Below are 21,149 nucleotides of genomic sequence, written 5' to 3'. Positions count from 1 at the left end.
GATGGCCTTCCGCGCGCTGGTGATAGGCGTCGGAACGTACGACGCGGACTCCGGGATGAGCGGCTATCCCACGATCGAGACGAGCGCCCGCGCGTACGGTGACGCGCTGGCGCGGGACGCGCGGTGGGGCGACGCCACCCGTTCGGTCATCCTCTCCGGCGACGAGGCGCGTTCCGCGGACGGCGTGATGCGCGCGCTGCACGAAGCGGCCGCCGCCGCGCAGGGCCCCGAGGACACCCTGCTGGTGGTGTACGTCGGCCATGGCGCGTACTGGAAGGACGTGCCGGGCGGCCAGGTCCACTTCGCCGTGGGCTCCTCCCGGGTCAACGAGCCGTGGACGTGGCTCTCGTCCTGGTACGTGTACCGGGCCATCCGGCAGAGCAAGGCGGGCCTCAAGGTCCTCATCACGGACTGCTGCTACTCGAACCTGCTGCCGCATCTCGGCCCGGACTCCCCGCTGCCCGGCATCCTCGGCACTCGTTCCGAGGGCACCTGTGTCTTCACGGCGGTCAGCGGCAACGTGCACAACGCGGCGGCCGACGCGTGCGCCAACCTGCCGAGCCCGCTGAACGGTTGCACGCCGTTCAGCGGCCATCTGCTGAACGTGCTGGGGCAGGGCATGTCCGAGCACGACGACGACCTCACGCTCGGCGCGCTGCGCGCCGGGATCGACGAGGGCATGCACGAGTGCGGAGTGCACGACGCGCCGCGGATGCTGCTGAACGACGCGTCGGAGGCGGCGACACTGTTCACCAACCACGCCAAGGGCCGCCGCCCGTCCGGCCGTGAGCCGCAGACCGAGGACGACTGGGTGCGGGAGCTGCGGCTGTACGGGGAGCGCAAGTTGCGCACGCTCATGCGGGAGCCCGCGCTCGCGGGCCGGGTCGTGGTCCGCCTGAAGTCCGGCGACGAGCAGAGCCGCGACCTGGCGAGCCGGATCGAGAGCCGTGCCGCCGCCCTGCTGTCCAACCCGGTGGACTTCGTCCGCTACTGGAGTGAGATCGAGTCCGTCCTGCTGGGCGGCGCATGAGCGAAGGGAACGGCGCGGCGGGCGCGCGCCGCACTCATCTCCTCTTCCAGCCGGACGTCGCCAAGCTGCTCACCGAGGACTACGCGTGGGTGACGCAGGTCGACGGGCGGCAGTTCGCCCGCATCCTGGACCAGATGCGGTCCACGAACAACGAGGCCATGGCGATGCGCGCGCTGCACGCCTTCGCGCTGCGCCGCAGCGTCGACGACCTGGTGGACCTCACGGACGGGTTCGACGCCAGGGACGCGGTCATGATCATGGCGACGGCCGCGCTGGCCCGTCCGGTCAGCGAGGCGGCCGAACTGGCGATGCTGCAGCGGGAGCGGGAGGCCGGACGGCAGAGCGCGCCGATCACCGCGAGCCTCGTGCACGACGTCGCGTGTCAGCGCACGGCGTTCGACGTGGCCGTGTTCGTCCGGGTCGTGCACGTCCAGTACCCCGAACTCGCGGACCGCACGGTGGGGGTGTTCGCCGGATCCGGTTCGGGCCGCACCAATCTCGACAAGGTGCTGCTGCACACGGCGCTGCTCGACGAGAAGTGCCGGCTACAGGCCGACCGGCTCCTCGAACTGACCCTGCACGTCGTCGCGGTCGACACGCCGGGCGGCGCGGAGGAGCAGGGCGAGGAGATCGCGGACCTCGCCGGGGCGTTCCTGCATCTGAGTCCGCACGGGCAGGTGCTGGAGACGTGGGCGCAGAGCCAGTTGAGCGCGCCGGACGCCCGGCAGGTGGACCACGCGCGGAAGCTGATCGCCCGGCTGATCGCCCGCCGCGGTTCGGGCCACGACGCGCTCGCCGCCCACATCGGGCGCACCGCGCAGCCGCGCGACGTGGTCAAGCTGTGCGCCCTGCTGACCCGCGAGGAGCTGTCCCCCGCCAAGTGCGCGCTGCTGCGCCGCCACGCCGCCGGGAACACGGACGTGCAGGGTCTGGCGAAGCTGGTGTCGCTGTGGCACCGCGACCCGGTCCTGACCGCGTCCACGCGTGAGCTGCTGACCGACATCGTGACGGTGCCGACGGGCGTGGACGGCGCGCCGCGCTCCCTGGACGTGCTGGCCCAGCTGTGCGACTGGCTGAACGAGGAGGAGGGCGGCGACGACACGTGTGCGGCGCTGCTGTGCCACATCGCGGCGGTGCAGGTGCGCGGCCGCTCGGGCAGCGAGCTCGCCGAGCTCCTGAACCGCATCAAGCGCAGCCGTGAGCGGACCAGGGCCGCGCACGAGGTGGGCCGTCAGCTGGCGGTGGTGGTGATGGGCCCGCAGGGCGACCGGCAGTGGTTCGTGGACTGTCTCCGGGTGCTGCGCCATGGCCGGCACGCCGAGGCGGTGGACGCGGCGTGCCGCGAACTGTCGGACCCGTCGCCCGAGTTGACGGCCGACGCGCTGCTCGTCGCCGAGGTCGCGGGGCAGCTGCACATGGTGGGTCTGGAGAAGGCGGCCTGGACGCTGCTCGAACGGTTCCTGGAGAACGAGCAGTTGGTGCAGCCGCCGGACGTGCTCGCCGTGGTCGACGGCATCCTGGCGATCCCGCTGCCCGACGCGGAGCTGCTGCTGCGGGCCACCGTGGGCCGCTGGTCCGACGTGCGGCACCGGGACGCCACCGTCGACGCCCTGCGCACGGCCGGCCGCCATGAACCGGCCGACTGGATCGTCAAGTCCCTGCGCTGACCGGCTCGGGCACGCTGGGCGCGGCGCGCCGGCCCGGCAGCGTCGGCTTGACCTGGTCCATGTAGCGGCGGGCGGCGCGCACCAGCAGCGGGAAGACGACGACGGCCGCCAGCACGGACACGGACCGTGTCACCGCCGCGATCCCGTCGAACAGTTCACGCAGCGCCGTGCAGGAGACGAGCACCACCAGGTAGCCGACCAGCAGGAGGAGCGGGCGCACCGCGGGGTCGCCGCGCCTGCCCAGCCGGGAGAGGTGCTCACGGGCGTCGTAATGGCGCAGCACCCGCCCGATGTACGGCAGGTCGCGCACCGCGAGCCAGGGCAGCGCGAGCAGCAGCACCGAGCCGACGCCGACCCCGGCCATGCCCCGCCACACGTCGGCCCAGCCGGCCTCGTGGATCACCAAGGCGATGGACACGAACGCGCTGTAGGACAGGCACCAGCGCACCGCCTTGCGCCGGCCGCTGGTGTCGGCGCCGGGCAGCGCCACGAGGACCACGCCCGGCATGGCGTAGACGACCATGATCGGCACGCTGTTGAGGGCGACGAGTTCCTCCCAGTTGCCGCGCACCAGGGCGAGCGTGGTCAGCCCTATGACGAGGTTGACGACGAGGATCATCCAGTACGCGTCGATCTCCGCCCCGCGGAACCGGAACGAGGCGCGGCGCGCCGTCTGCAGCCCGCGGTGGGTGAGGTGGGCGCGGCTGAGGGCGGCGACCTCGCGGGTCAGGGCGTGGGTGAAGACGATGCCGGAGCCGAGCGGGGACAGCACGGCATTGAGGCGGACCAGCCAGGCGAGCCAGGTCATCGACGCGGCGAGGGCGAACTGCGCGTACGGCGACTGGAGCATGTCGGCGGTGAGGGCGCCGCAGCGCCGGGAGAACACGTACTGCAGCATCGTGTACAGGGCGACGGCGCCGACCAGGGTCCCGTAGACGGCCCAGCGCAGCCGGGCCGCCTCCCCCATGCCGCGCCGCTTGATGTTGCCCGCGAAGTCCAGGGGCGCCTGGAAGCCGATGTAGGCGTAGATGATGCCGCCGCCGAGCACCACGTACAGGACCGAGGCGTGTCCCGCCTGGCTCTTCAGCTGGCCGGCCGTGCCGGACTGGCCGCTGAGGTACCAGGCGTGGTCGGGAGTGCAGGAGCCGGCCGCGTCGGTCGCGGCGAGGAGGAGACAGGCGACGATGAGCAGCGGGACGAGGACCTTGATCACGGTGACGAAGAGGTTGAGCCGTATCAGTCTCCTGGCGGGCAGCAGGTTGAAGCCGACGACGACCAGCATCAGGCCGACCGCGCACAGGGCGCCGGTGAGCGACAGGTCGTAGGCCCGGTCCATGCCCAGGGAGGGTCCGCCGGGGCCCGCGGTCGCGCCTTCGTGGCCGCTGCGCAGCAGGGACGGGAACCAGTGGGCGAGGCCGCGCACCGCCGCGGCCGCCTCGCTGGCCGGGTTCACGGCGTAGACGATCCACAGCGCGGCGGCGACGACGGTGGCCACGAGCGGTCCCGCGGCCTGCAGCGGGAGGAAGATCAGGCCGCCGGTCTTCGGGGCGGCGATGCCCAGTTCGACCATGACGGCGGCGATCACCAGCATCACGACGCCGCCGATCACCCAGGCCCAGACGGCGTCGGGTCCCGCGGCCCAGTGCGCCTGTCCGGCCGCGAGCAGCCAGCCGGATCCGACGACGCCGCCGGCCGCGAGCCCCACCAGATCGAGAACGGAGAGCCGCCGCCCCTCGTCCACGTCCTCGGCCGAACCCCCGCGGGCACGCATATGACCCAACTCCTCCCCCCGTCACTGGAGTTATAGCTGGCCAGGCTATCCCCGATGGCGTACGGAAGGCAGATGAACAGCACAACGATCCGGACGGTCCATCCGGCGCGTCTCACCCTTTCTGCCCCATTGATCCATATATGCATGGTTCATGACCTTGTTGGTCCTCGCTCATTTCGCCGTCGCGCTGTGCGCCGCCCCGCTGATCCGCCGGGCCGGGCCGCGCGCGTTCGTCCTGCTCGCCCTGCCGCCCGCCGCCGCGCTCGGCTGGGCGCTGTCGCGGTGGGGCGAGGTGGAGGCGGGGCGGCCGGACGGCGCGTCCTGGACGTGGATCGAGGCGTACGACGTCCAGGTCTCGTTCCGCCTCGACGCGCTGGGGCTCGTGATGGTGCTGCTCGCGGCGGGTATCGGGGCGCTGGTCCTGGTGTACTGCGCCGGATACTTCAGCGCCGGCACCCCGCAACTGGGCCGGTTCGGCGGGAATCTGCTCGCGTTCGCGGGCGCGATGCTGGGTCTGGTCCTGGCCGACGACCTGATGACGCTGTACCTGTTCTGGGAGCTGACGACCGTCCTGTCGTTCCTGCTGATCGGGTACGACAGCGAGAAGCGGGCGAGCCGCCGCTCGGCGCTCCAGGCGCTGACCGTGACCGCGGTGGGCGGGCTCGCGATGTTCGTCGGGTTCCTGATGCTCGGTCAGCTCGCCGGGACGTACCGGATCTCGCGGATCGTCGCCGATCCGCCCGCGCCGGGCGCCACCCTCACCGCGGCGGTGCTGCTGATCCTGTGCGGGGCGCTCGCCAAGTCGGCGGTGTGGCCGCTGAGCCTGTGGCTGCCCAACGCGATGGCGGCGCCGACGCCGGTCAGCGCCTATCTGCACGCGGCGGCGATGGTGAAGGCGGGCGTGTACCTGGTGGCGCGGTTCGCCCCGGCGTTCGCCGACGTCAGCCCGTGGCGGCCGCTGCTGCTGACACTGGGCACGGCGACGATGCTGCTCGGCGGCTGGCGCGCGCTGCGCCTGAACGACCTGAAGCTCGTGCTCGCGTACGGCACCGTCAGCCAGCTGGGCTTCCTCGTGGTGCTCGCGGGCGCGGGCTCGCACGACACCGCCCTCGCGGCGATCGCCATGATCCTGGCGCACGCCCTGTTCAAGGCGCCGCTGTTCCTGGTGACGGGGATCGTCGACCACGCGGCGGGCACCCGTGATCTGCGGCGTCTTTCGGGAGTGGGGCGGTCGCTGCCGTGGGTGTGCGCGGTGGCCGTCGTCGCGGCTGCGTCGATGGCGGCGCTGCCGCCGCTGCTGGGGTTCGCGACGAAGGAGGCGGCGTTCGACGCGCTGCTGCACGGGAGCGTCGCCGAGCGGTGGGTGCTCGCCCTGATCGTCGTCGGTTCCGCGCTCACCACCGCGTACACGCTGCGCTTCCTGTGGGGCGCCTTCGCTCGCAAGCCGGGCGTCGCCGACACCCCGGTGCACCGGGTCGGCGCGGGCTTCCTCGCGCCGCCCGCGCTGCTCGCGCTCGGCTGTCTGGTGCTGGGTCCGGGGATCGGTCTGGTGGCCGGTCTCTTCGAGGCGTACGCGCACGCGTACCCGGTGCCCGAGCACCCCTACCACCTGGCGCTATGGCACGGGTTCGGGCTCGCGCTCGGCCTGTCGGCGCTCGCCTGGGCGGGCGGCGCCGCGCTGTTCGTGGCGCGGGAGCCGGTGGTCCGGCTCGGACGGCGTCTGGCCTGGCCCAAGGCCGACGAGGTGTTCGGCCGGATCGTGCTGGGCGTCGAGCGCGGCGCGCTCCAAGTGACGGGCTCCGTGCAGAAGGGCTCGCTGCCCGCGTACGTGGCCACGGTCCTGGCGGTCATGCTCGCCGGGCTGATCGCGGTCCTGGCCACCGACCGGCCCTGGCACGGCACTCCGGCGCCCCGCCTGTGGGACTCCGTGTGGCAGCCGGCGGTCGGCGCGCTGACCTGCGCCTGCGCCCTGATGTGTCTCGCGGTGCAGCGGCGGATGAAGGCGGCCGTCCTCGCGGGTCTGACCGGGTACGGCACCGCGGCGCTGTACGTCGTGCAGGGCGCCCCCGATCTCGCGCTCACCCAGTTCGGGGTGGAGACGGTGTCGACGGTGGTCCTGGTACTGGTGCTGCGGCGGCTTCCGGTGTTCTTCGGGGACGCGCGCAAGGTGCGCCGCCGGCTGACGGCCGTGGTCCTGGCGCTGGGCAGCGGCGCGGTGGTGGCGTGCGCGGTGTGGCTGGCCGCGGGGGCGCGCCGGGACGATCCGGCGGGGGCCGCGATGACGGAGGAGACCGCGCACCACGGCCTCAAGGACGTGGTCGCGACGATCCTCGTGGACTACCGGGCCTGGGACACGATGGGCGAGTCCGCCGTCCTCGCGGTCGCCGTGCTCGGCGTGACGAGCCTGCTCTACGTGCACCGCAGGCAGGGCCGCGGGTCCTCGGCTCCGGTGCGGCTGCCCGGCGGGGTGACGGCGTGGTCGCTGGCCACGTCCCGGCTGCGGGTGCCCGAGAAGTATCGGCAGGGCGCGCCCGAGCGGAGCTGGCTGGTCGCCGGGGACACCCTCGCCCCCGAGCACCGCTCGGTGGTCTTCGAGGTGGTGGCCCGGCTCGTGTTCCATCCGATCCTGATGCTGTCCGTGTATCTGCTGCTGTGTGCGGAGAACCTGCCGGGCGGCGGCTTCGTCGGCGGGCTCGTCGCGGGCGTGGCACTGACGATCCGCTATCTCGCGGGCGGGCGCCACGAGTTGGCGGCCGCGGCGCCGGTGCACCCGGGGTTCTTCACCGGGCTCGGCCTCGCCCTGTCGACGGGCGTGGCCCTGCTCGGCCTGGCCGACGGCACCGTGCTGCACGCCTGGACCTGGCACGGCCGTCTGCCGCTGATCGGCGACTGGCACGCGGGCACCGCCGTCCTCTTCGACCTGGGCGTCTACCTGCTGGTGCTCGGCGTGGTGCTCGACGTCGTACGGGCCCTCGGCTCGAAGATCGACCAGCAGACCGAGTACAAGGCGGGCCTCGCGCTCGCCGGTGAGGAGCGCGGGTGACCGTCAGCGCGACCCTGCTGGTCTGCGCCGTCGTCCTGGTGGCCGTCGGCGGGGTGCTCATCCTGACCCGCAGCCTGACGCGGGTGCTGATCGGCGTCATCGTGTGCGGCAACGGCGTCAACCTGTTCGTGCTCGCCTCGGCGGGCCGGGCGGGTCTGCCGCCGCTGTTGTACCCGGGTGTCCCGCACGCCCGGGTGACCGACCCGCTGCCGCAGGCCATCGTGCTGACGGCGGTCGTGATCACGCTCGCCACGACGGCGTTCGTGCTCGCGATGGCGTACCGCTCCAGTCAGTTGACCGGTTCGGACTTCGTGCCGGACGACATCGCGGACCGCCGTGTGGTGCTGCGCGCGCAGATTGCCGCCGAGCGGGACGAGCTGCGAAAGCAGCACCGCGACGAGGGCCCGCGGGCCTGGCGGGACGAGCGCCGCGAGCAGCGGCACCGGATCCGCGCGGAGCGGGCCTTCCAGGCGCGTGCCCGGGACGCCGACGGCGACCTGTGGGACGACGTACTCGGTTCCGATCCGGAGGACGCCCGGTGAACGCTCTCGTTCCGCTGCCCGTCGTACTGCCGCTCACGGTGTGCGGCCTGAGCCTGTTCATCGGGCCGCGGCTGCGCTGGCTGCACCGGCTGATCACCGTCGGGGTGCTCGCCGGGGTCGTCGCGGTCGACCTGGTACTGCTCGTCGAGTCCGACCGCACGGGCCCGCTCGCGGTCCATCTCGGCGACTTCGGGCCGCCGCTCGGCGTGACGCTGGTCGCCGACCGGCTGGCCGCGCTGATGCTGACCGTGTCCGGCGCCGTCACCCTCATCGTGCTGGTCTACGCGATGGGCCAGGGCATGGCGGACCGGGAGGACGGGGCGCCCATCGCCGTGTTCCACCCCGCGTACCTGGTCCTGGTCGCCGGGGTCTCGCTGACCTTCCTCGCCGGGGACCTGGTCAATCTCTACGTCGGCTTCGAGATCATGCTGATGGCGAGCTTCGTGCTGCTGACGGTGGGTGCGACCGAGCCGCGCATCCGCGCCGGTTCGACGTACGTCGTCGTGTCACTGGTCTCGTCCCTGGTGTTCCTCGCCGGGGTGGCGGTGACGTACGCGGCGGCGGGCACCGTGAACTTCGCGCAGCTCGCCGTGCGGATGCCCGAACTGCCTCTCGGTGTACGGACGTTGGCGGAGGTGCTGCTCCTCACCGTGTTCGGTGTGAAGGCCGCCGCGTTCCCCGTCGCGGCCTGGCTGCCGGACTCGTACCCGACGGCGCCCGCGCCGGTGACGGCGGTCTTCGCGGGGCTGCTCACCAAGGTCGGCGTGTACTCGATGATCCGCGCCGAGACGCTGCTGTTCCCCGGCAACCGGCTGTCGGCCGTGCTCATGGCGGTGGCGTTCGCCTCGATGGTGATCGGGATCCTCGGCGCGGTCGCCCAGACGGACCTGAAGCGGCTGCTGTCGTTCACCCTCGTCAGCCACATCGGCTTCATGCTGTACGGGCTCGCGCTCGGCAGCCGGGACGGCATCGGCGGTGCCATCGTCTACACCGCCCACCACATCACCGTGCAGACGACGCTGTTCCTGGCGGCGGGCCTGCTCGAAAAACGGTACGGGACCACGGAGTTGACCCGGCTCGGTGGCGCCGCGCGGACGGCCCCGCTGCTCGCCGCCCTGTGGTTCGTGCCCGCCATGAACCTCGCCGGGATCCCGCCGCTGTCCGGCTTCATCGGCAAGCTCGCGCTGATGCGGGCGGGCGCGGCGGACGGCGGCACCTGGGCGTACGTCCTCCTCGGCGGCGCCGTCGTGACGAGCCTGCTGACGCTGTACGTGATGGTGAAGGTGTGGAACCTGGCGTTCTGGCGGGCGGCTCCCGTGGCCCGGCTCACCGACGGGGGCGATGTGCTGGAGGAGAACGACGACCCCGACTCGGCGCCCGACGAGGACACGGGAGGCGCGACCGGGACGGTGACGGCCACCGCGGTGTGCGTCCGCACCACCACGCGCATCCCGCACGTCATGACGGCGGCGACGGCGGCCGCGGTCGCGCTGGGTCTCGCCTACACCGTCCTGGCCACCCCGCTCACCGGCCTCGCCGACCGCTCGGCCGCCGAACTCCTCGCCCGTACGCCCTACGTCAAGGCGGTGCTCGGACCGTGAACTCGCCCAACCTCGCGGCGCGCAGACGCCGTATCGACCTGCCGCTGATCGCCTGGCTGACCGTCATCTGGATGCTGCTGTGGTCGGGCCTGACCTGGGGCAATCTGATCAGCGGCGTCGTCGTCGCGGTGCTGCTGTGCCTGGCGTTCCCGCTCCCTGCCGTCGATCTCGACCTGCGGCTGCGGGCGCGCGGCATCCTGCGGCTCGCCGGTTATCTGCTGTACGACATGGTGGCCTCCAGCGTGGTCGTGACCCGGCACGCCCTGTCGGGTCGGCACCGTCCCGCGGCGGTGGTGCGGGTGCCGCTGCGCTGCCGCTCGGACCTGATGATCGCCGCGACGGCCGTCGCCGTCTCCAGCGTGCCGGGCGGCGCCCTGGTCGAGGTGAACGCGGCGACGGCCACCCTGTATCTGCATGTGACGGACGCCGACGACCCGGCGACAGCGCCCCGGGCCCGCCGTGACGTCTGGCGCCTTGAGGCGCTCGTGGTGCGGGCGTTCGGCACGCGCGAGGAGATCGCACGGGTCGCGGCGGAGCCCGCGCCCCCCTCCCCCACCGGAAAGGAGACCGGCGCATGACCCTGGCCGACGACATCCTGCTGGACGCCGCCCTGACGCTGATCGTCATCGCGGGCGTCCTGCTGCTCATCCGCATCTGGCGCGGGCCGTCGATGCTGGACCGGGCCGTCGCCGTCGACGTGGCGGCGGTGCTGATCATCGCGGGGATCGGCGTGGACGCGGCGATCACCCGGACCCGCTACTACCTGTCGATCATGCTGGTGCTCGCCTTCCTCGGGTTCACGAGTTCGGTCGGCATCGCCCGGTTCATCGCGGCGCGCGACCGCGCCGGGACCCCTTCGGCCGAGGAGCGCTCGTGAACACCTGGCAGCACGTGGCCGATCTCGCCGGTTCGATCCTGCTGTTCATCGGCGCGGCGGTCTGTCTGGCCGGTGTCATCGGCATGCTGCGGCTGCCCGACGTGCTGACGCGCAGCGCGACCGCGACCAATCCGCAGACGTTCGGCATGCTGCTGCTCCTGAGCGGGGTCGCCCTGCGGCTGCGCGACGGCGTCGACCTCGGCACGCTCGCCCTGGTCGCCTTCTTCCAGCTGCTGACCAGCGCCGTGGCCGCCCATCTGGTGGCGCGGGCCGCGTACCGCACGGGCCAGACCGGCGACTGCGCCCTGCTCTACGACGAGTTGGGCGCCGAACTCCGCAAGGGCGAGGGCATGCCGCCGTCGAGCCCGGTCACCCGCACGTAACCCCGGCCGCACACGAGCGAAACGAACCCGGAGGACCCTGCCCGGAGCGGTATACCGCTCCGGCCCGAAGCCGACCGTTTCCCCGCCCTCTCTTCCCGCGCCCGCACAGGAGTTGACGCTCGTGATCGACCGCAGTGAAGCCACCCACCGGATCCTGGCCGCGAAGGAGTCCGCCGGGCTCTCGTTCGAGGAGATCGCCGCCGCGGTCGGCGCCCACGAGGTCTGGGTCGCCTCCGCGCTGCTCGGCCAGAACACCATGACCCGCGACCAGGCCGCGGCCGCGGGCAAGCTCCTCGGCCTCGACGAGGAGACCGTCGCCGCGCTGACCCGGGACGCCTCGCGCGGCAGCCTCGGCCAGGCGGTACCGACGGACCCGCTGATCTACCGCCTCTACGAGATCGTGCAGGTCTACGGCACGACGATGAAGGCGGTCATCGAGGAGAAGTTCGGCTCCGGAATCATGTCGGCGATCGACTTCTCCATGGACATCCAGAAGAAGCCCGATCCGAAGGGTGACCGGGTCGTGGTCACCCTGGACGGGAAGTTCCTCCCGTACCGCACCTGGTGACGGGTCGTCACACCGCTCACGCGCGAGCCCGCGCCCGGCGCTCGTCGAGGAAGCCGACACCGACGGCCAGGCCCGCCCCGGCGGCGGCGCACGCGGCGGCGATGCCGTTGAACCAGCCGTAGCCACCGCCGCCCGCCGCGACGGTGCCGTCGTCGAGGACGCAGTCGAAGCCCAGGGGCAGGTAGGACGGCCGGTACGTGGCGAGCCGGTCGAGCACGTCGGGGGCGAGGACCCGGCAGGGCTCGGCGGGCGCCGAACCGGCCCCGGACTCGGCCTCGCTCGCGGCCAGCTGCACCGCGCCGAGCCCGATCACATAGACGATCACCGTCGCTGCCGCCGCCATCGCCGCGCTCCACAGCAGCAGGTTCCTGCCCCAGTCGGGGCGGCGACCCGGCAGCACGACGGAAGCGAGCTTGACGAGGACGGCGACGGCCCACACCGGAACCGCGAGGAAGGCGCCGTACATCAGCAGGACGAACACGTAGCTCCGATCACCGTGCGGGGCGGCCGGTGCGGGTGCGCCGCCTGTTGCTCGGGAGACGACGGGGGCGCGCGCCCGGTTCCCGCGCGCCTGCGGCTTTCCCTTCGCGGAGCGCTCCGCGGCGTGGGCGGCGATGTCACGGCCCACCTGGCGGCCGAAGACCGTCGCCGGGCCGATGTCGGCGCCGCAGCCGGGACGTCCGCCGCCGAACACGGAGACCGCTCAGGTGCCGACCGCGGAGAGCCCAGGGACGGGTACACCGTCTCGGATCCCGCCCTGCCGACCCCCTCCCTCCTGGCCGACCGGCTCGTGCGGACCGCCGTCGGCGTGGTCGGCGTGCTGCTCGTCCTGTGGTCGACCGGCCGCCGCGCCGCACGTCGCACGCTGCGGCGCCGATGCGCCGCGCCACCGAGGCGGTGGACGCTCTGCGCGCCCGCACCACGGCAGCCACGGCGCAGTCCGAGTCGCCTCAACTGGCGCGCCGTGACGTCCAGTTCGAGCTCGGCCGACTCCGCACCACGCTGCCGCACGCCGTCGCCGACGATCCGCGTGCGCCCAGTGGCAGCCGGCGGCCAGAACGTTGGCCCACGCGGCACCCGCGGCATCCGCGGCGCCGGCGGCGAGCCGGGCCGTGCCTGCGGCCGTGCGGACCGGCGCGTGATCAGAAGGAGTCGCCGTACCAGTAGGCGGCGCCGGCCGCCCCCAGGGTCCGTTCCACGCTGCGGGCCGGGGCGAGCAGCGGCCGGTACATGCCGGTCGTGTCGGTGCCGTGCGTGACGGCACCGGAGCGCACGAGGCGGGGCAGGGCCCGTTCCGCGACGGGGGTGACGGGCAGCCGGGTGCGGGCCCGGGACGCCCCGGCCGCGCGGGCCCGGACGGCGAGCCCCGCGTACAGCTCGCCCAGAGCGCCCTCGTCGGCGACGGCCGCTTCCAGGACGTCCGCCGCCCCTCCCCCGGTCCGAGCCACGAGCCAGCCCCGCATCGCGCCCTCCGGATCCTCGGTCACCAGCGAGAGCGTGTCGGGGCCGTACCAGGACGGCACCCGCCCCCGCCAGTCGTCGGCCGAGCGCACACAGCTGAGGGGGCGTCGCGCGTTGGCCTCGGCCTGGAGCCGGACCACGGCGTCGATGTCGTCCGGGAGTGCCGCCCGTACGCGGGTGGGGGCGTCCTGAGCTTCGGCCAGGGGTCCTTCCGCGTACGGGCGCGGGAAGGTGCGCCAGCCCGAACTCCCGTACACGCGCGGGGTGTCGGTGAAGAGCAGCGACCAGGCGCAGCCCTCCGTGAGCATGGTCGCCGTGGCCGCCGCGAGGAGGCCGCGCACCAGCCCCCTGCCGCGCGCCTCGGGGCGGGTGGCGACGCTGCCGATGCCGCCGACCCGGTGCGGGATGCCGTGGGCGTCGCGCACCGTGCGCGGGACGTAGACGACGACGGCGTCGAGGGTGCCGTCGTGGCGGGCCGCGACGAAGGTGCGGTGGTGGTGGCCGTCGTCGAGGGCGTGCAGGGCCGGCAGGTGCGGGGCGTCGTCGAAGCAGTCGGCCCACAGGGCGTGCAGGGCCGGCTCGTCGGCGGGGGTGGCGGTACGGATCACAGGAGGAGGTTTCCGTCGGCGCGGACGCGGTCGCCCTGGGGCGGCAGGGCGCTGCGGGTCGTGCCCTGTTCGACGCAGGAGGTGTGCAGGACGTCGGCGCAGGCGCCGGGTTCGAGGTGGAGGCGGCCGCCGGTGAAGCGGCAGCCGGTGGCGGCGTAGTGGTTGGTGCCGTCGGCGATGCGCAGGTGGGCGGTGGCCGGGTCGTCCGTGGTGCTGGTCGCGCCGGTGAGCTGCCAGGTGACGGTGCCGGGCCCGGCGGCGCGGCTCAGCAGGGCCTTGTTCCTGTTGCTGCCGCTGAGGACCGCCGCGCCCGTGACGTGGACGAACTGGTCGCGGACCGCGCTGAGTTCGAGACCGGTGTCCGTGAACGTACCGCCGTCGACGACCAGTCGGGCCGCGCCGACCGACAGCGGCGCGGCGTCCGGAGCACCCTCGACGGTGCAGTCCGTGAAGTGGACGGGGCCCGGCCCGCGCAGCACGAGCCCGTCGGTCCCCTTGAACGTGCAGCGCACGAAGTGGACGGGCGCGGTGACCGGGGTCTGGACGAGGACGGTGCCCGCGGGCGGCGCGAACGAGCAGTCGCTGATCACCGTGGGCCGAGTGGAGCGCGCCGAGCGCTGGGCGACGGCGAACGTCTTCGCGGTGCAGCCGCGCAGCTGCGCCCCGTCGGCGTTGACGGTGAGCGTGCCGGCCCGGTCGAACGTGGGGCGGGCGATGACGGTGACGTCCTCCAGGGTCAGATCGGTGATCTTCGTGTTGGCGGTGAACCATGAGCAGGTGTGCCGTCGCACGGTGATGCGCTTGGCCGAGATGCCCCATTGGGCGCCGGAGTTGGCGATGTCCATCAGGCCGGAGTTGCCGTCGAAGAGCAGGTCGTGCTCGTACTGGCCGTGGGTGGTGAAGGGGTTGCCGCCGGCGTCGTCCCCGTCGCCGTGGCAGTTGACGACCGTGCAATAGGCGGACGCCGTCAGGTCGTTGAGGTGGCGGACGTTGCTGGTGGTGCAGTCCGTGATGTGCCCGTAGAGGCAGTAGATCTGCTGGGTGAGATAGCCGGCGCCGCCGTACTCGACGGTCGGCGGGTTCTTGAGGGAGCACTGCTCGGTGCGGAACCGGGTGCACCAGCGCCGCATGATGACCGGCCAGAAGCTGCCGGTGGCGTGGATGCCGGAGACGTCGCAGTCCACCGCGTACTCGTACGAGACGGGGTGCGAGCCGGTGTACTCGTCGTCGCCCGCGCCCTCGAAGACGAGGTTGCGGACGTGGGTCGACCGGACCGGTGCGACGCGGGTCCAGGTGAGGGTGCGGCCCTGGGCGAGGGGCCAGCCGTTGAGGTAGCCGACACGGATGTGGGTGCCGTCCACGATCTCGGTGACCTCGACGAGTTTCTGCAGCTCGCGCTCGTCGCGGCCGCCGCCCGCCACCGGTTCGATCTGCACGGCCCACCACTGGCCGACCTCGAAGGCGTCCGCGTCCGGGACGGGGAAGGTGTCGGTCAGTTCGATGACTTCGGAGGCCAGCTTGTGGACGACCGTGGTGTCGGTGGGGGTGCCGCGGAAGGCGAGGACGGCGCCGAAGGGGTTGTCGTGGGTGTTGGCCTCGATGCCGGTGGTGAGCATGCGGTGGCCGTGGAAGTCGAGTTCGATGTGGGAGCGGTGCCACAGGTGGCGTCGGGTGAAGAGCAGGTCGGTGTGGGCCTCGACGCGGTGCACGGCCGGGTCCTGGACCATGGCGTCCAGCGCGGCGTCGGCCGGGTCCTTCGCGTCGAAGTGCCCGAAGGTACGGAAGTCGACGACGCCGGTGTGCAGTTGGAGCCAGCGGCCCTTGGGCGGGTTCTTGGCGGGGGCGATGACGGTGCCGCCGTTGTGGGCGGCCTCGGAGGCGGCGTCCCAGCGCACCGTCATACCGCCGCCGTCACCGGGCGCACGGTAGCCCGCGACGATCACGACGGCCCCGTCCCGGGCCGCCCTCGACACACGCAACACCTCGACGGTGTCGACGTGCACGACGTCCTCCGAGGGCGCCGCCGCGCCGGCCGTGCCGGTGGCCGCGAGAACGCCCGCGCCCGCCAGGCCGGAGAGCAGCAGGGCCCGTCTGCGTGACTCGTCCATCAGGACGTCACTCCTCAACTGTCGTGAGAGGTCAGCGAGTTGCGGTACGGCGGCATGAACCGCATGCGCGGCATCTGGTCGGCGAGGACCCCGCCGTCGACGACGATCCGGGCCCCCGTGAGGTAGGCGCCCGCGTCGGACGCGAGCAGGAGGAGCGCGCCGACGCAGTCGTCCGGCTGGGCGTAGTGGCCGAGCGGGATGCGCTCGCGGTAGGCCGCCTCGAACGCCTCGCGGTCGAAGGGGAACTCCCCGTCGATGGGGGTCTCGACCATGCCGGGCGCCAGGGTGTTCGCGGTGATGCCGTGCGGGGCGAGCTCCACGGCGTATGTCTCCGTGAGCAGCTGCGCCGCCGCCTTGGAGGCGTTGTAGTGCGCCAGGCCGGCCTCGGCGACCAGGGCGTTCTTCGAGGTGATGGTGATGACGCGGCCGGGCACGCCGTCGTGGACCATGTGCTCGGTGACGCGCTGGGTCAGGAAGAAGACCGCGTCGACGTTGACCCGCATCACCGCCGCCCAGCTCGCCGGGGTGATCTCGCCCACGCGCTCCAGCGCGGCCGTGCCCGCGTTGTTGACGAGGATGTGCAGGGGCCCGCAGTCGGCGCGGACGGTGTCGGCGAAGGCGGCCAGTTCCTCGGTGCGGGAGAGGTCCTGGCCGTAGATCCGGACGCGTCGGCCGAGCTGTTCGACCTCCTTGGCCGTCCGCGCGATGCCCTCGGCGTCCGGGAGGTCGACGAGGACGAGGTCCGCGCCCGCCTCCGCGAGGCCGACGGCGAAGGCGCGGCCGAGGCCGCGGGCCGCGCCGGTCACCAGCGCGGTGCGGCCCGTCAGGTCGAAGCGGTCGACGCCCCGTGCCCCGGCGCTCACGACAGCCCCAGCAGGTCGAGCGAGGGCCGTTCGACGATGGCCTCCACGGCGTCCGCGTCGAGCGGCGGGAGGCCGGGGATGCCGGGGATCGCGGCGATCTGGCGCAGCCCCTTCACCGAGTCGTCGACCGTGGTGAACGGGTAGTCGCTGCCGAACAGCAGCTTGTGGAGCACGCCGTAGTCCTGGGCCAGGCGCAGGCTGTGCCAGAGCTGGAACGGCCGGTAGTGCAGGGCGCTGACATCCGCGTACACGTGCGGGTGCTTGCGGATGACGGCGATGCACTCGCCCTCGAAGGGATGGCCCAAGTGGGCCAGCACCATGCGCAGTTCGGGGTGGCGGATGGCGACGGCGTCGAGGTGGCGCGGCATCGCGTACTCCAGCGGTGCCGCCGACACGAAGGTGGTGCCGGTGTGCACGAGGAGGGGCAGGCCGTGCCGTTCGGCGTACGTGTACAGCTCGTCGTACTCCTCGGCGGCCGGGTCGAAGCCCGCGTACATCGGCATCAGCTTGATGCCGCGCAGGCCCAGTTCCTGGTGGCCGTGGCGGAGTTCGTCCTGCCAGCCGGGCTGGGTGGGGTCGAGGGCGAGGTAGCCGATGAGCCGGTCCGGATGCTCGGCGACGTACGCGGCCACGGCCTTGTCGTCGACCCACAGGCCGCTGCGGCGGGCCTTGCCGCCGACGACGATCGTGCGGGTGTCGGCGGGGGAACTGGCCGCGTACTCCTCCCACTTCACCGTGAGATCGACCTCGCCCGCGTGGGCGCGGGCGGAGTCGGAGGCGAACGGGTCGGTGAAGTCGTGGCTGTGCCGGAACAGATGGGAGTGGACGTCGACGATCATGTCCGGTTCCTCTTCTCCCAGCCCTCGGCGAACATGTTCCAGAACCGGTGGGTCGGGGGGTGTTCCTCGAAGACCTCGTCGACGAGCTCGACGCCGAGGCCGGGCGCCGTGGGCAGCTCGATGTGGCCGTCGGCGGCGAGCGGCAGGGTGCCCTTGAGGGCCTGGAAGACGTGGTCCTCCAGGAGCGCGTCGAAGGTCTCCAGGATCTTGAAGTTGGGGATGCCGAGCGCGGCGTGCACCGAGACGGTCGTGCACAGCGGCGAGTTGGAGTTGTGCGGGGCGACGAGCATGCCGTGCGTGTCCGCGATCGCGGCGATCTTGCGGACCTCGGTGAAGCCGCCGGCCATCGACAGGTCGGGCTGGACGATGTCGACGGCCTCGGTCGCGAAGAGCTGCTTGTACTCGTAGCGGTTGTGGAAGTGCTCGCCGCCGGAGATCGGGAACGGGGCCCGCTGGCGCAGTTCGGCGTAGCGCTCGATGTGGGTCCAGGGCAGCGGTTCCTCGAACCAGCCGATGTCGTACGGCTCCAGCTCGCGCAGCAGCCGGGACGCGGTGGGCATCGCGAAGCGGGCGTGGCCCTCGATGAACAGGTCGACGTCGGGCCCGATGGCCTCGCGCACGGCGGCGACGAGGTCGACGGAGCGGCGCAGTTCAGCGCGCTCCAGCTCGTGCAGACCGGGGCCGAAGGGGTCGAACTTGAGGGCGGTGAAGCCCTTGCCGACGATGGCGCGGGCCTTGGCGGCGAAGACCTCCGGGTCACGCTCGCCGTTGTACCAGCCGTTGGCGTAGACCCGGACGCGGTCGCGGCAGGCGCCGCCGGTGAGCCGGTAGGCGGGCACGCCGAGGGCCTTGCCCATCAGGTCGTACAGGGCCTGGTCGAGGCCGGAGACGGCGATGCCGCCCATGTCGCCGCCGCGCAGGAAGTCGCCCTGGTACAGGCGGAGCCAGATCTCCTCGATGTCGAAGGGGTCGGCGCCGATGAGGTGGCGGCGGGCGAGGGACTCGGTGAGGGCGCAGACCTCCTGGCCCCGGTAGGGGTGAGTGATCTCGCCGACGCCGGACAGGCCCTCGTCGGTGTGGACGCGGACGTAGCCGAAGTCGCGCCAGGCGGTGCCGAGCATCAGGGTCTCGACGCGGGTGATGCGGCCGGCGGGCCCTGCGGGGCGGGTGGTGTTCACGGTGAGCATCAGTCGACCGCCCCGCCCATCGTGGAGGCGTTCTCCAGGTCGCGGGCGCCGCCCTCGGCGAGGACGGCCTTGACCGCGGCTTCGGTGCCTTCGAGGAGCCGGTCGACGTCGGCGTCCGTGTGGGCGTAGCTGATGTGGCTGCGCTTGAGGTTGAGGGGGAGCTCGAACAGGCCGTGGTCGAGGAGCCGGCGCCGGTAGCCGACGAAGAGGGAGGCGTCGTTGGCGAGGAGGTCGTCGTAGGTGCGCGGGGTGTCGGGGCCCGGCATGAAGTACGAGACGAAGACGGAGCCGTGTCCGGTGACGACGGCGCAGACGCCCAGCCGGGCGTACAGCGCGGTGAGTTCGGAGCGGACGCGGTTGCCGAGGCGGTAGACGTGGGCGTGCACCGGCTCCTCGCGGAGTTTGCGCAGGGTGGCGAGAGCGGCGGCGACCACGGAGGGGTGGCCGTTGTAGGTGCCGGCGAAGAACGCGGGGGCGCCGGGCCGGGTGGAGAAGAGGTCCATCAGGTCGGCGCGGCCGCCGATCGCGCCGACGGGCGCGCCGTTGGCGATGGCCTTGCCGAGGGTCGTCAGGTCGGGGGTGACCCCGCAGACGGCCTGCCAGCCGCCGAGGTCGTGCCGGAAGCCGGTGATGACCTCGTCGAAGATCAGGACGCTGCCCGCCCTGGTGGTCTCCTCGCGCAGAGTGGTGAGGAACTCCTGGTGCGGCAGGAGCGCGCCCACGTTGTGGGGGACGGGTTCGACGATGACGGCGGCGATGTCCCGGCCGTGCTCGGCGAAGGCGCGGCGCACGGCCTCACTGTCGTTGAACGGCAGGACGAGGGTGGCGTCGAGGACCTCGGGCAGGATGCCGGTCGAGATCGGGTCGTGGGAGCCGACCTTCTCCGGCGCCGAGATGACGTTGAGGCTCACGGAGTCGTGCCAGCCGTGGTAGCAGCCCTGGAACTTGACGACGAGCCGGCGTCCCGTGGCCGCGCGGGAGACGCGCAGCGCGTGGAACGTGGCCTCGCTGCCGGTCGAGGTGAGCAGCACCTTCTCGACGGACGGGATCAACTCGACGAGCTGCTCGGCGAGTTCGACCTCTCCCTCGGTGACACCCACGCCCATGTGACCGATGCGCGTGCCGGCCTCGGCGGCGGCACGGGCCACGTCGGGGTCGTTGTGGCCGAGCAGCGGAGGTCCGAACGCGGCGTGGAAGTCGGTGAACTCACGGCCGTCGGCGGTGCGGAAGCGGGCGCCTCCGGTGCCGGTGACCACGAGGTCGGTGAGGCCGGGGATGCTGCGCTGGCCACTGTTCACACCACCGGGCACGACCGTGCGGGCGCGCTCGGCGATCCGGGCTCCGGAGGGGGTGTCCGGGCCTGAACTCATGGGGCTTGCTCCTTGCGTCGAGAGTCGTCGGTGTCACGGGGCCCTGCCCGGCCCCCGCACCCTGGCGCCATCCGCCCGGCGGTCTCCGCAGGAAGTGGTTCTCACTGCGTCCCGCATTTTCCAGAACAGCGTTCTGTAATGCAGAACACATCGGAGACTACGGCCGCATTCCGAGCCGGTCAACCCCCTCAGGGCTCAATACCGAACGGGTTGCGGCTAGACTGTTCGGTCATGACGAACAGAGATGGCCCGGGCTCCCCACCGGTCGAACCGAAGTACTGGGTCAAGAGCGTCGCCAGGGCCGCCGACATCCTGGACATCCTCGCCGCTCCCGCACCCGGTCACGGGTTGAGCGTCACCGAGGTCGCGCAGCAGTGCGGGATCTCCAAGAGCGCCGCGTTCGGCACCTTGCAGACGCTGCGCTCCTACGGCCTCGTCTCCGACGACGGCGAGGGCATGAGCCGGCGCTACCGCCTCGGCATGGGCCTCGCGCGCCTCGGTGACCGGGCGCGCGCCCAGGTCTCGCTGCGCGGTGTCGCCCATCCCGTACTGCGCGAGCTGACCGGTGCCACCGGGATGGCCTCGCGTCTCGCGGTCCCCGAGGACGGGCACGCCGTGGTCGTGGACCAGGTCGAGCTCGATCAGCGGGTCCGGCTCGACCTGCGCATGGGCCAGCGCGAACTGCCGCACTGCACCGGGCTCGGCAAGGCGCTGCTGTCCGCGGTGCCGCAGACCGATGCGGCGGCGGTCGTGGAGCGCTTCGGGCTGCCGCGGCGCACGCCTCGCACGATCACGGACCCCGCCACGTTCCTCGCCCACCTCAAGGACATCGACCGCGTCGGGTACGCGCTCGACGACGAGGAGGACGCGGAGGGGATCATCTGCATCGGGGCGCCGGTGCGCGACGACCACGGCACGTGCGTCGGCGCGATCAGCATCACGGGGCTCAAACTCGGCCTCCCCGCCTGGAAGTACCAGGAGCTGGGCGGTCAGGTGCGGGACGCCGCACGGCAGATCAGCGGCGCACTGGGGTGGGTCCCCGAGGACACGCCCTAGGCGTCGTCGGAGGTTCCGACGCCGCGCGACCGCGGGCCCCGTGCGGCTGGTCGCGCGGTCGGCCGGGTCCCGGGCGGGGCTTGACGGCCCGGAACGTTCGACGTACGGTCCGTGCCAATCGCCGGGACATGTTCTGGTCATCGGTGATGCATCCGCACGGACCGACTCCCGATAT

At 72.6% G+C, this 21,149-nt stretch carries 18 protein-coding genes; 10 read left to right on the top strand and 8 right to left on the bottom strand.

The window, feature by feature from the left end; all coding sequences use genetic code 11:
• Position 1: 1 nt before the first annotated feature.
• Entirely contained in the window at positions 2-1,030 is a 1,029-nt protein-coding gene (locus J3486_RS02295) for a hypothetical protein (RefSeq protein ID WP_207818204.1), read from the top strand.
• Positions 1,027-2,697, top strand: coding sequence for a hypothetical protein (locus J3486_RS02290; protein ID WP_207818203.1), 1,671 nt, complete (start codon positions 1,027-1,029; stop codon positions 2,695-2,697). The genes J3486_RS02295 and J3486_RS02290 overlap by 4 nt, the downstream gene beginning before the upstream one ends.
• Here J3486_RS02290 and J3486_RS02285 read toward each other — a convergent pair.
• Positions 2,681-4,468, bottom strand: a complete 1,788-nt coding sequence (locus J3486_RS02285; RefSeq protein WP_207818202.1) for an APC family permease — start codon at positions 4,466-4,468, stop codon at positions 2,681-2,683. The two genes, J3486_RS02290 and J3486_RS02285, sit on opposite strands and share 17 nt — an antisense overlap.
• 151 nt (positions 4,469-4,619) lie before the next feature.
• On the opposite strand from J3486_RS02285, the gene J3486_RS02280 reads away from it, so the two are divergent.
• From J3486_RS02280 to cynS, 7 genes are all read left to right on the top strand, one after another.
• Complete coding sequence (locus J3486_RS02280; protein ID WP_207818201.1) at positions 4,620-7,511, top strand: Na+/H+ antiporter subunit A; 2,892 nt, start codon at positions 4,620-4,622, stop codon at positions 7,509-7,511.
• Complete coding sequence (locus tag J3486_RS02275) at positions 7,508-8,053, top strand: Na(+)/H(+) antiporter subunit C (RefSeq protein ID WP_207818200.1); 546 nt, start codon at positions 7,508-7,510, stop codon at positions 8,051-8,053. The genes J3486_RS02280 and J3486_RS02275 overlap by 4 nt, the downstream gene beginning before the upstream one ends.
• Positions 8,050-9,654, top strand: a complete 1,605-nt coding sequence (locus J3486_RS02270; RefSeq protein WP_207818199.1) for a Na+/H+ antiporter subunit D — start codon at positions 8,050-8,052, stop codon at positions 9,652-9,654. The genes J3486_RS02275 and J3486_RS02270 overlap by 4 nt, the downstream gene beginning before the upstream one ends.
• Positions 9,651-10,232: a Na+/H+ antiporter subunit E gene (locus J3486_RS02265; protein ID WP_207818198.1), complete on the top strand. Its 582-nt coding sequence runs from the start codon at positions 9,651-9,653 to the stop codon at positions 10,230-10,232. Before J3486_RS02270 ends, J3486_RS02265 begins: the two co-directional genes overlap by 4 nt.
• Complete coding sequence (locus J3486_RS02260) at positions 10,229-10,531, top strand: monovalent cation/H+ antiporter complex subunit F (protein WP_207818197.1); 303 nt, start codon at positions 10,229-10,231, stop codon at positions 10,529-10,531. The genes J3486_RS02265 and J3486_RS02260 overlap by 4 nt, the downstream gene beginning before the upstream one ends.
• The gene (gene mnhG / locus J3486_RS02255; RefSeq protein WP_207818196.1) at positions 10,528-10,914 is read left to right on the top strand and encodes a monovalent cation/H(+) antiporter subunit G; all 387 of its coding nucleotides are present in this window, start codon (positions 10,528-10,530) and stop codon (positions 10,912-10,914) included. Before J3486_RS02260 ends, mnhG begins: the two co-directional genes overlap by 4 nt.
• A 121-nt stretch (positions 10,915-11,035) precedes the next feature.
• Positions 11,036-11,482 (top strand): cyanase, encoded by a 447-nt coding sequence (gene cynS / locus J3486_RS02250; RefSeq protein WP_207818195.1) that lies wholly within the window; start codon positions 11,036-11,038, stop codon positions 11,480-11,482.
• 16 nt (positions 11,483-11,498) lie between these two features.
• Here cynS and J3486_RS02245 read toward each other — a convergent pair whose 3' ends face one another.
• From J3486_RS02245 to J3486_RS02215, 7 genes are all read right to left on the bottom strand, one after another.
• Positions 11,499-12,176, bottom strand: a complete 678-nt coding sequence (locus tag J3486_RS02245) for a hypothetical protein (RefSeq protein WP_207818194.1) — start codon at positions 12,174-12,176, stop codon at positions 11,499-11,501.
• A 448-nt stretch (positions 12,177-12,624) separates the two neighbouring features.
• Positions 12,625-13,551: a GNAT family N-acetyltransferase gene (locus tag J3486_RS02240; protein ID WP_207818193.1), complete on the bottom strand. Its 927-nt coding sequence runs from the start codon at positions 13,549-13,551 to the stop codon at positions 12,625-12,627.
• Entirely contained in the window at positions 13,548-15,659 is a 2,112-nt protein-coding gene (locus J3486_RS02235) for a peptidase C14 (RefSeq protein ID WP_207818192.1), read from the bottom strand. Before J3486_RS02235 ends, J3486_RS02240 begins: the two co-directional genes overlap by 4 nt.
• 14 nt (positions 15,660-15,673) lie before the next feature.
• Positions 15,674-16,522, bottom strand: coding sequence for an SDR family NAD(P)-dependent oxidoreductase (locus tag J3486_RS02230; RefSeq protein ID WP_207818191.1), 849 nt, complete (start codon positions 16,520-16,522; stop codon positions 15,674-15,676).
• Complete coding sequence (locus J3486_RS02225) at positions 16,519-17,361, bottom strand: amidohydrolase family protein (protein WP_207818190.1); 843 nt, start codon at positions 17,359-17,361, stop codon at positions 16,519-16,521. The genes J3486_RS02230 and J3486_RS02225 overlap by 4 nt, the downstream gene beginning before the upstream one ends.
• Positions 17,358-18,548 (bottom strand): mandelate racemase/muconate lactonizing enzyme family protein, encoded by a 1,191-nt coding sequence (locus J3486_RS02220; RefSeq protein ID WP_207818189.1) that lies wholly within the window; start codon positions 18,546-18,548, stop codon positions 17,358-17,360. The genes J3486_RS02225 and J3486_RS02220 overlap by 4 nt, the downstream gene beginning before the upstream one ends.
• Complete coding sequence (locus tag J3486_RS02215) at positions 18,548-19,918, bottom strand: aspartate aminotransferase family protein (protein ID WP_207818188.1); 1,371 nt, start codon at positions 19,916-19,918, stop codon at positions 18,548-18,550. Before J3486_RS02215 ends, J3486_RS02220 begins: the two co-directional genes overlap by 1 nt.
• Positions 19,919-20,149: 231 nt before the next feature.
• Between J3486_RS02215 and J3486_RS02210 the strand changes: the two genes are divergently transcribed.
• Complete coding sequence (locus J3486_RS02210; RefSeq protein WP_207818187.1) at positions 20,150-20,974, top strand: IclR family transcriptional regulator; 825 nt, start codon at positions 20,150-20,152, stop codon at positions 20,972-20,974.
• Positions 20,975-21,149: the final 175 nt, after the last annotated feature.

Source organism: Streptomyces sp. VRA16 Mangrove soil, from assembly GCF_017377775.1.
Lineage (GTDB): Bacteria > Actinomycetota > Actinomycetes > Streptomycetales > Streptomycetaceae > Streptomyces.
Note: the sequence above shows the minus strand (reverse complement) of the source record. Positions and strands in the feature narration are given on the sequence as shown.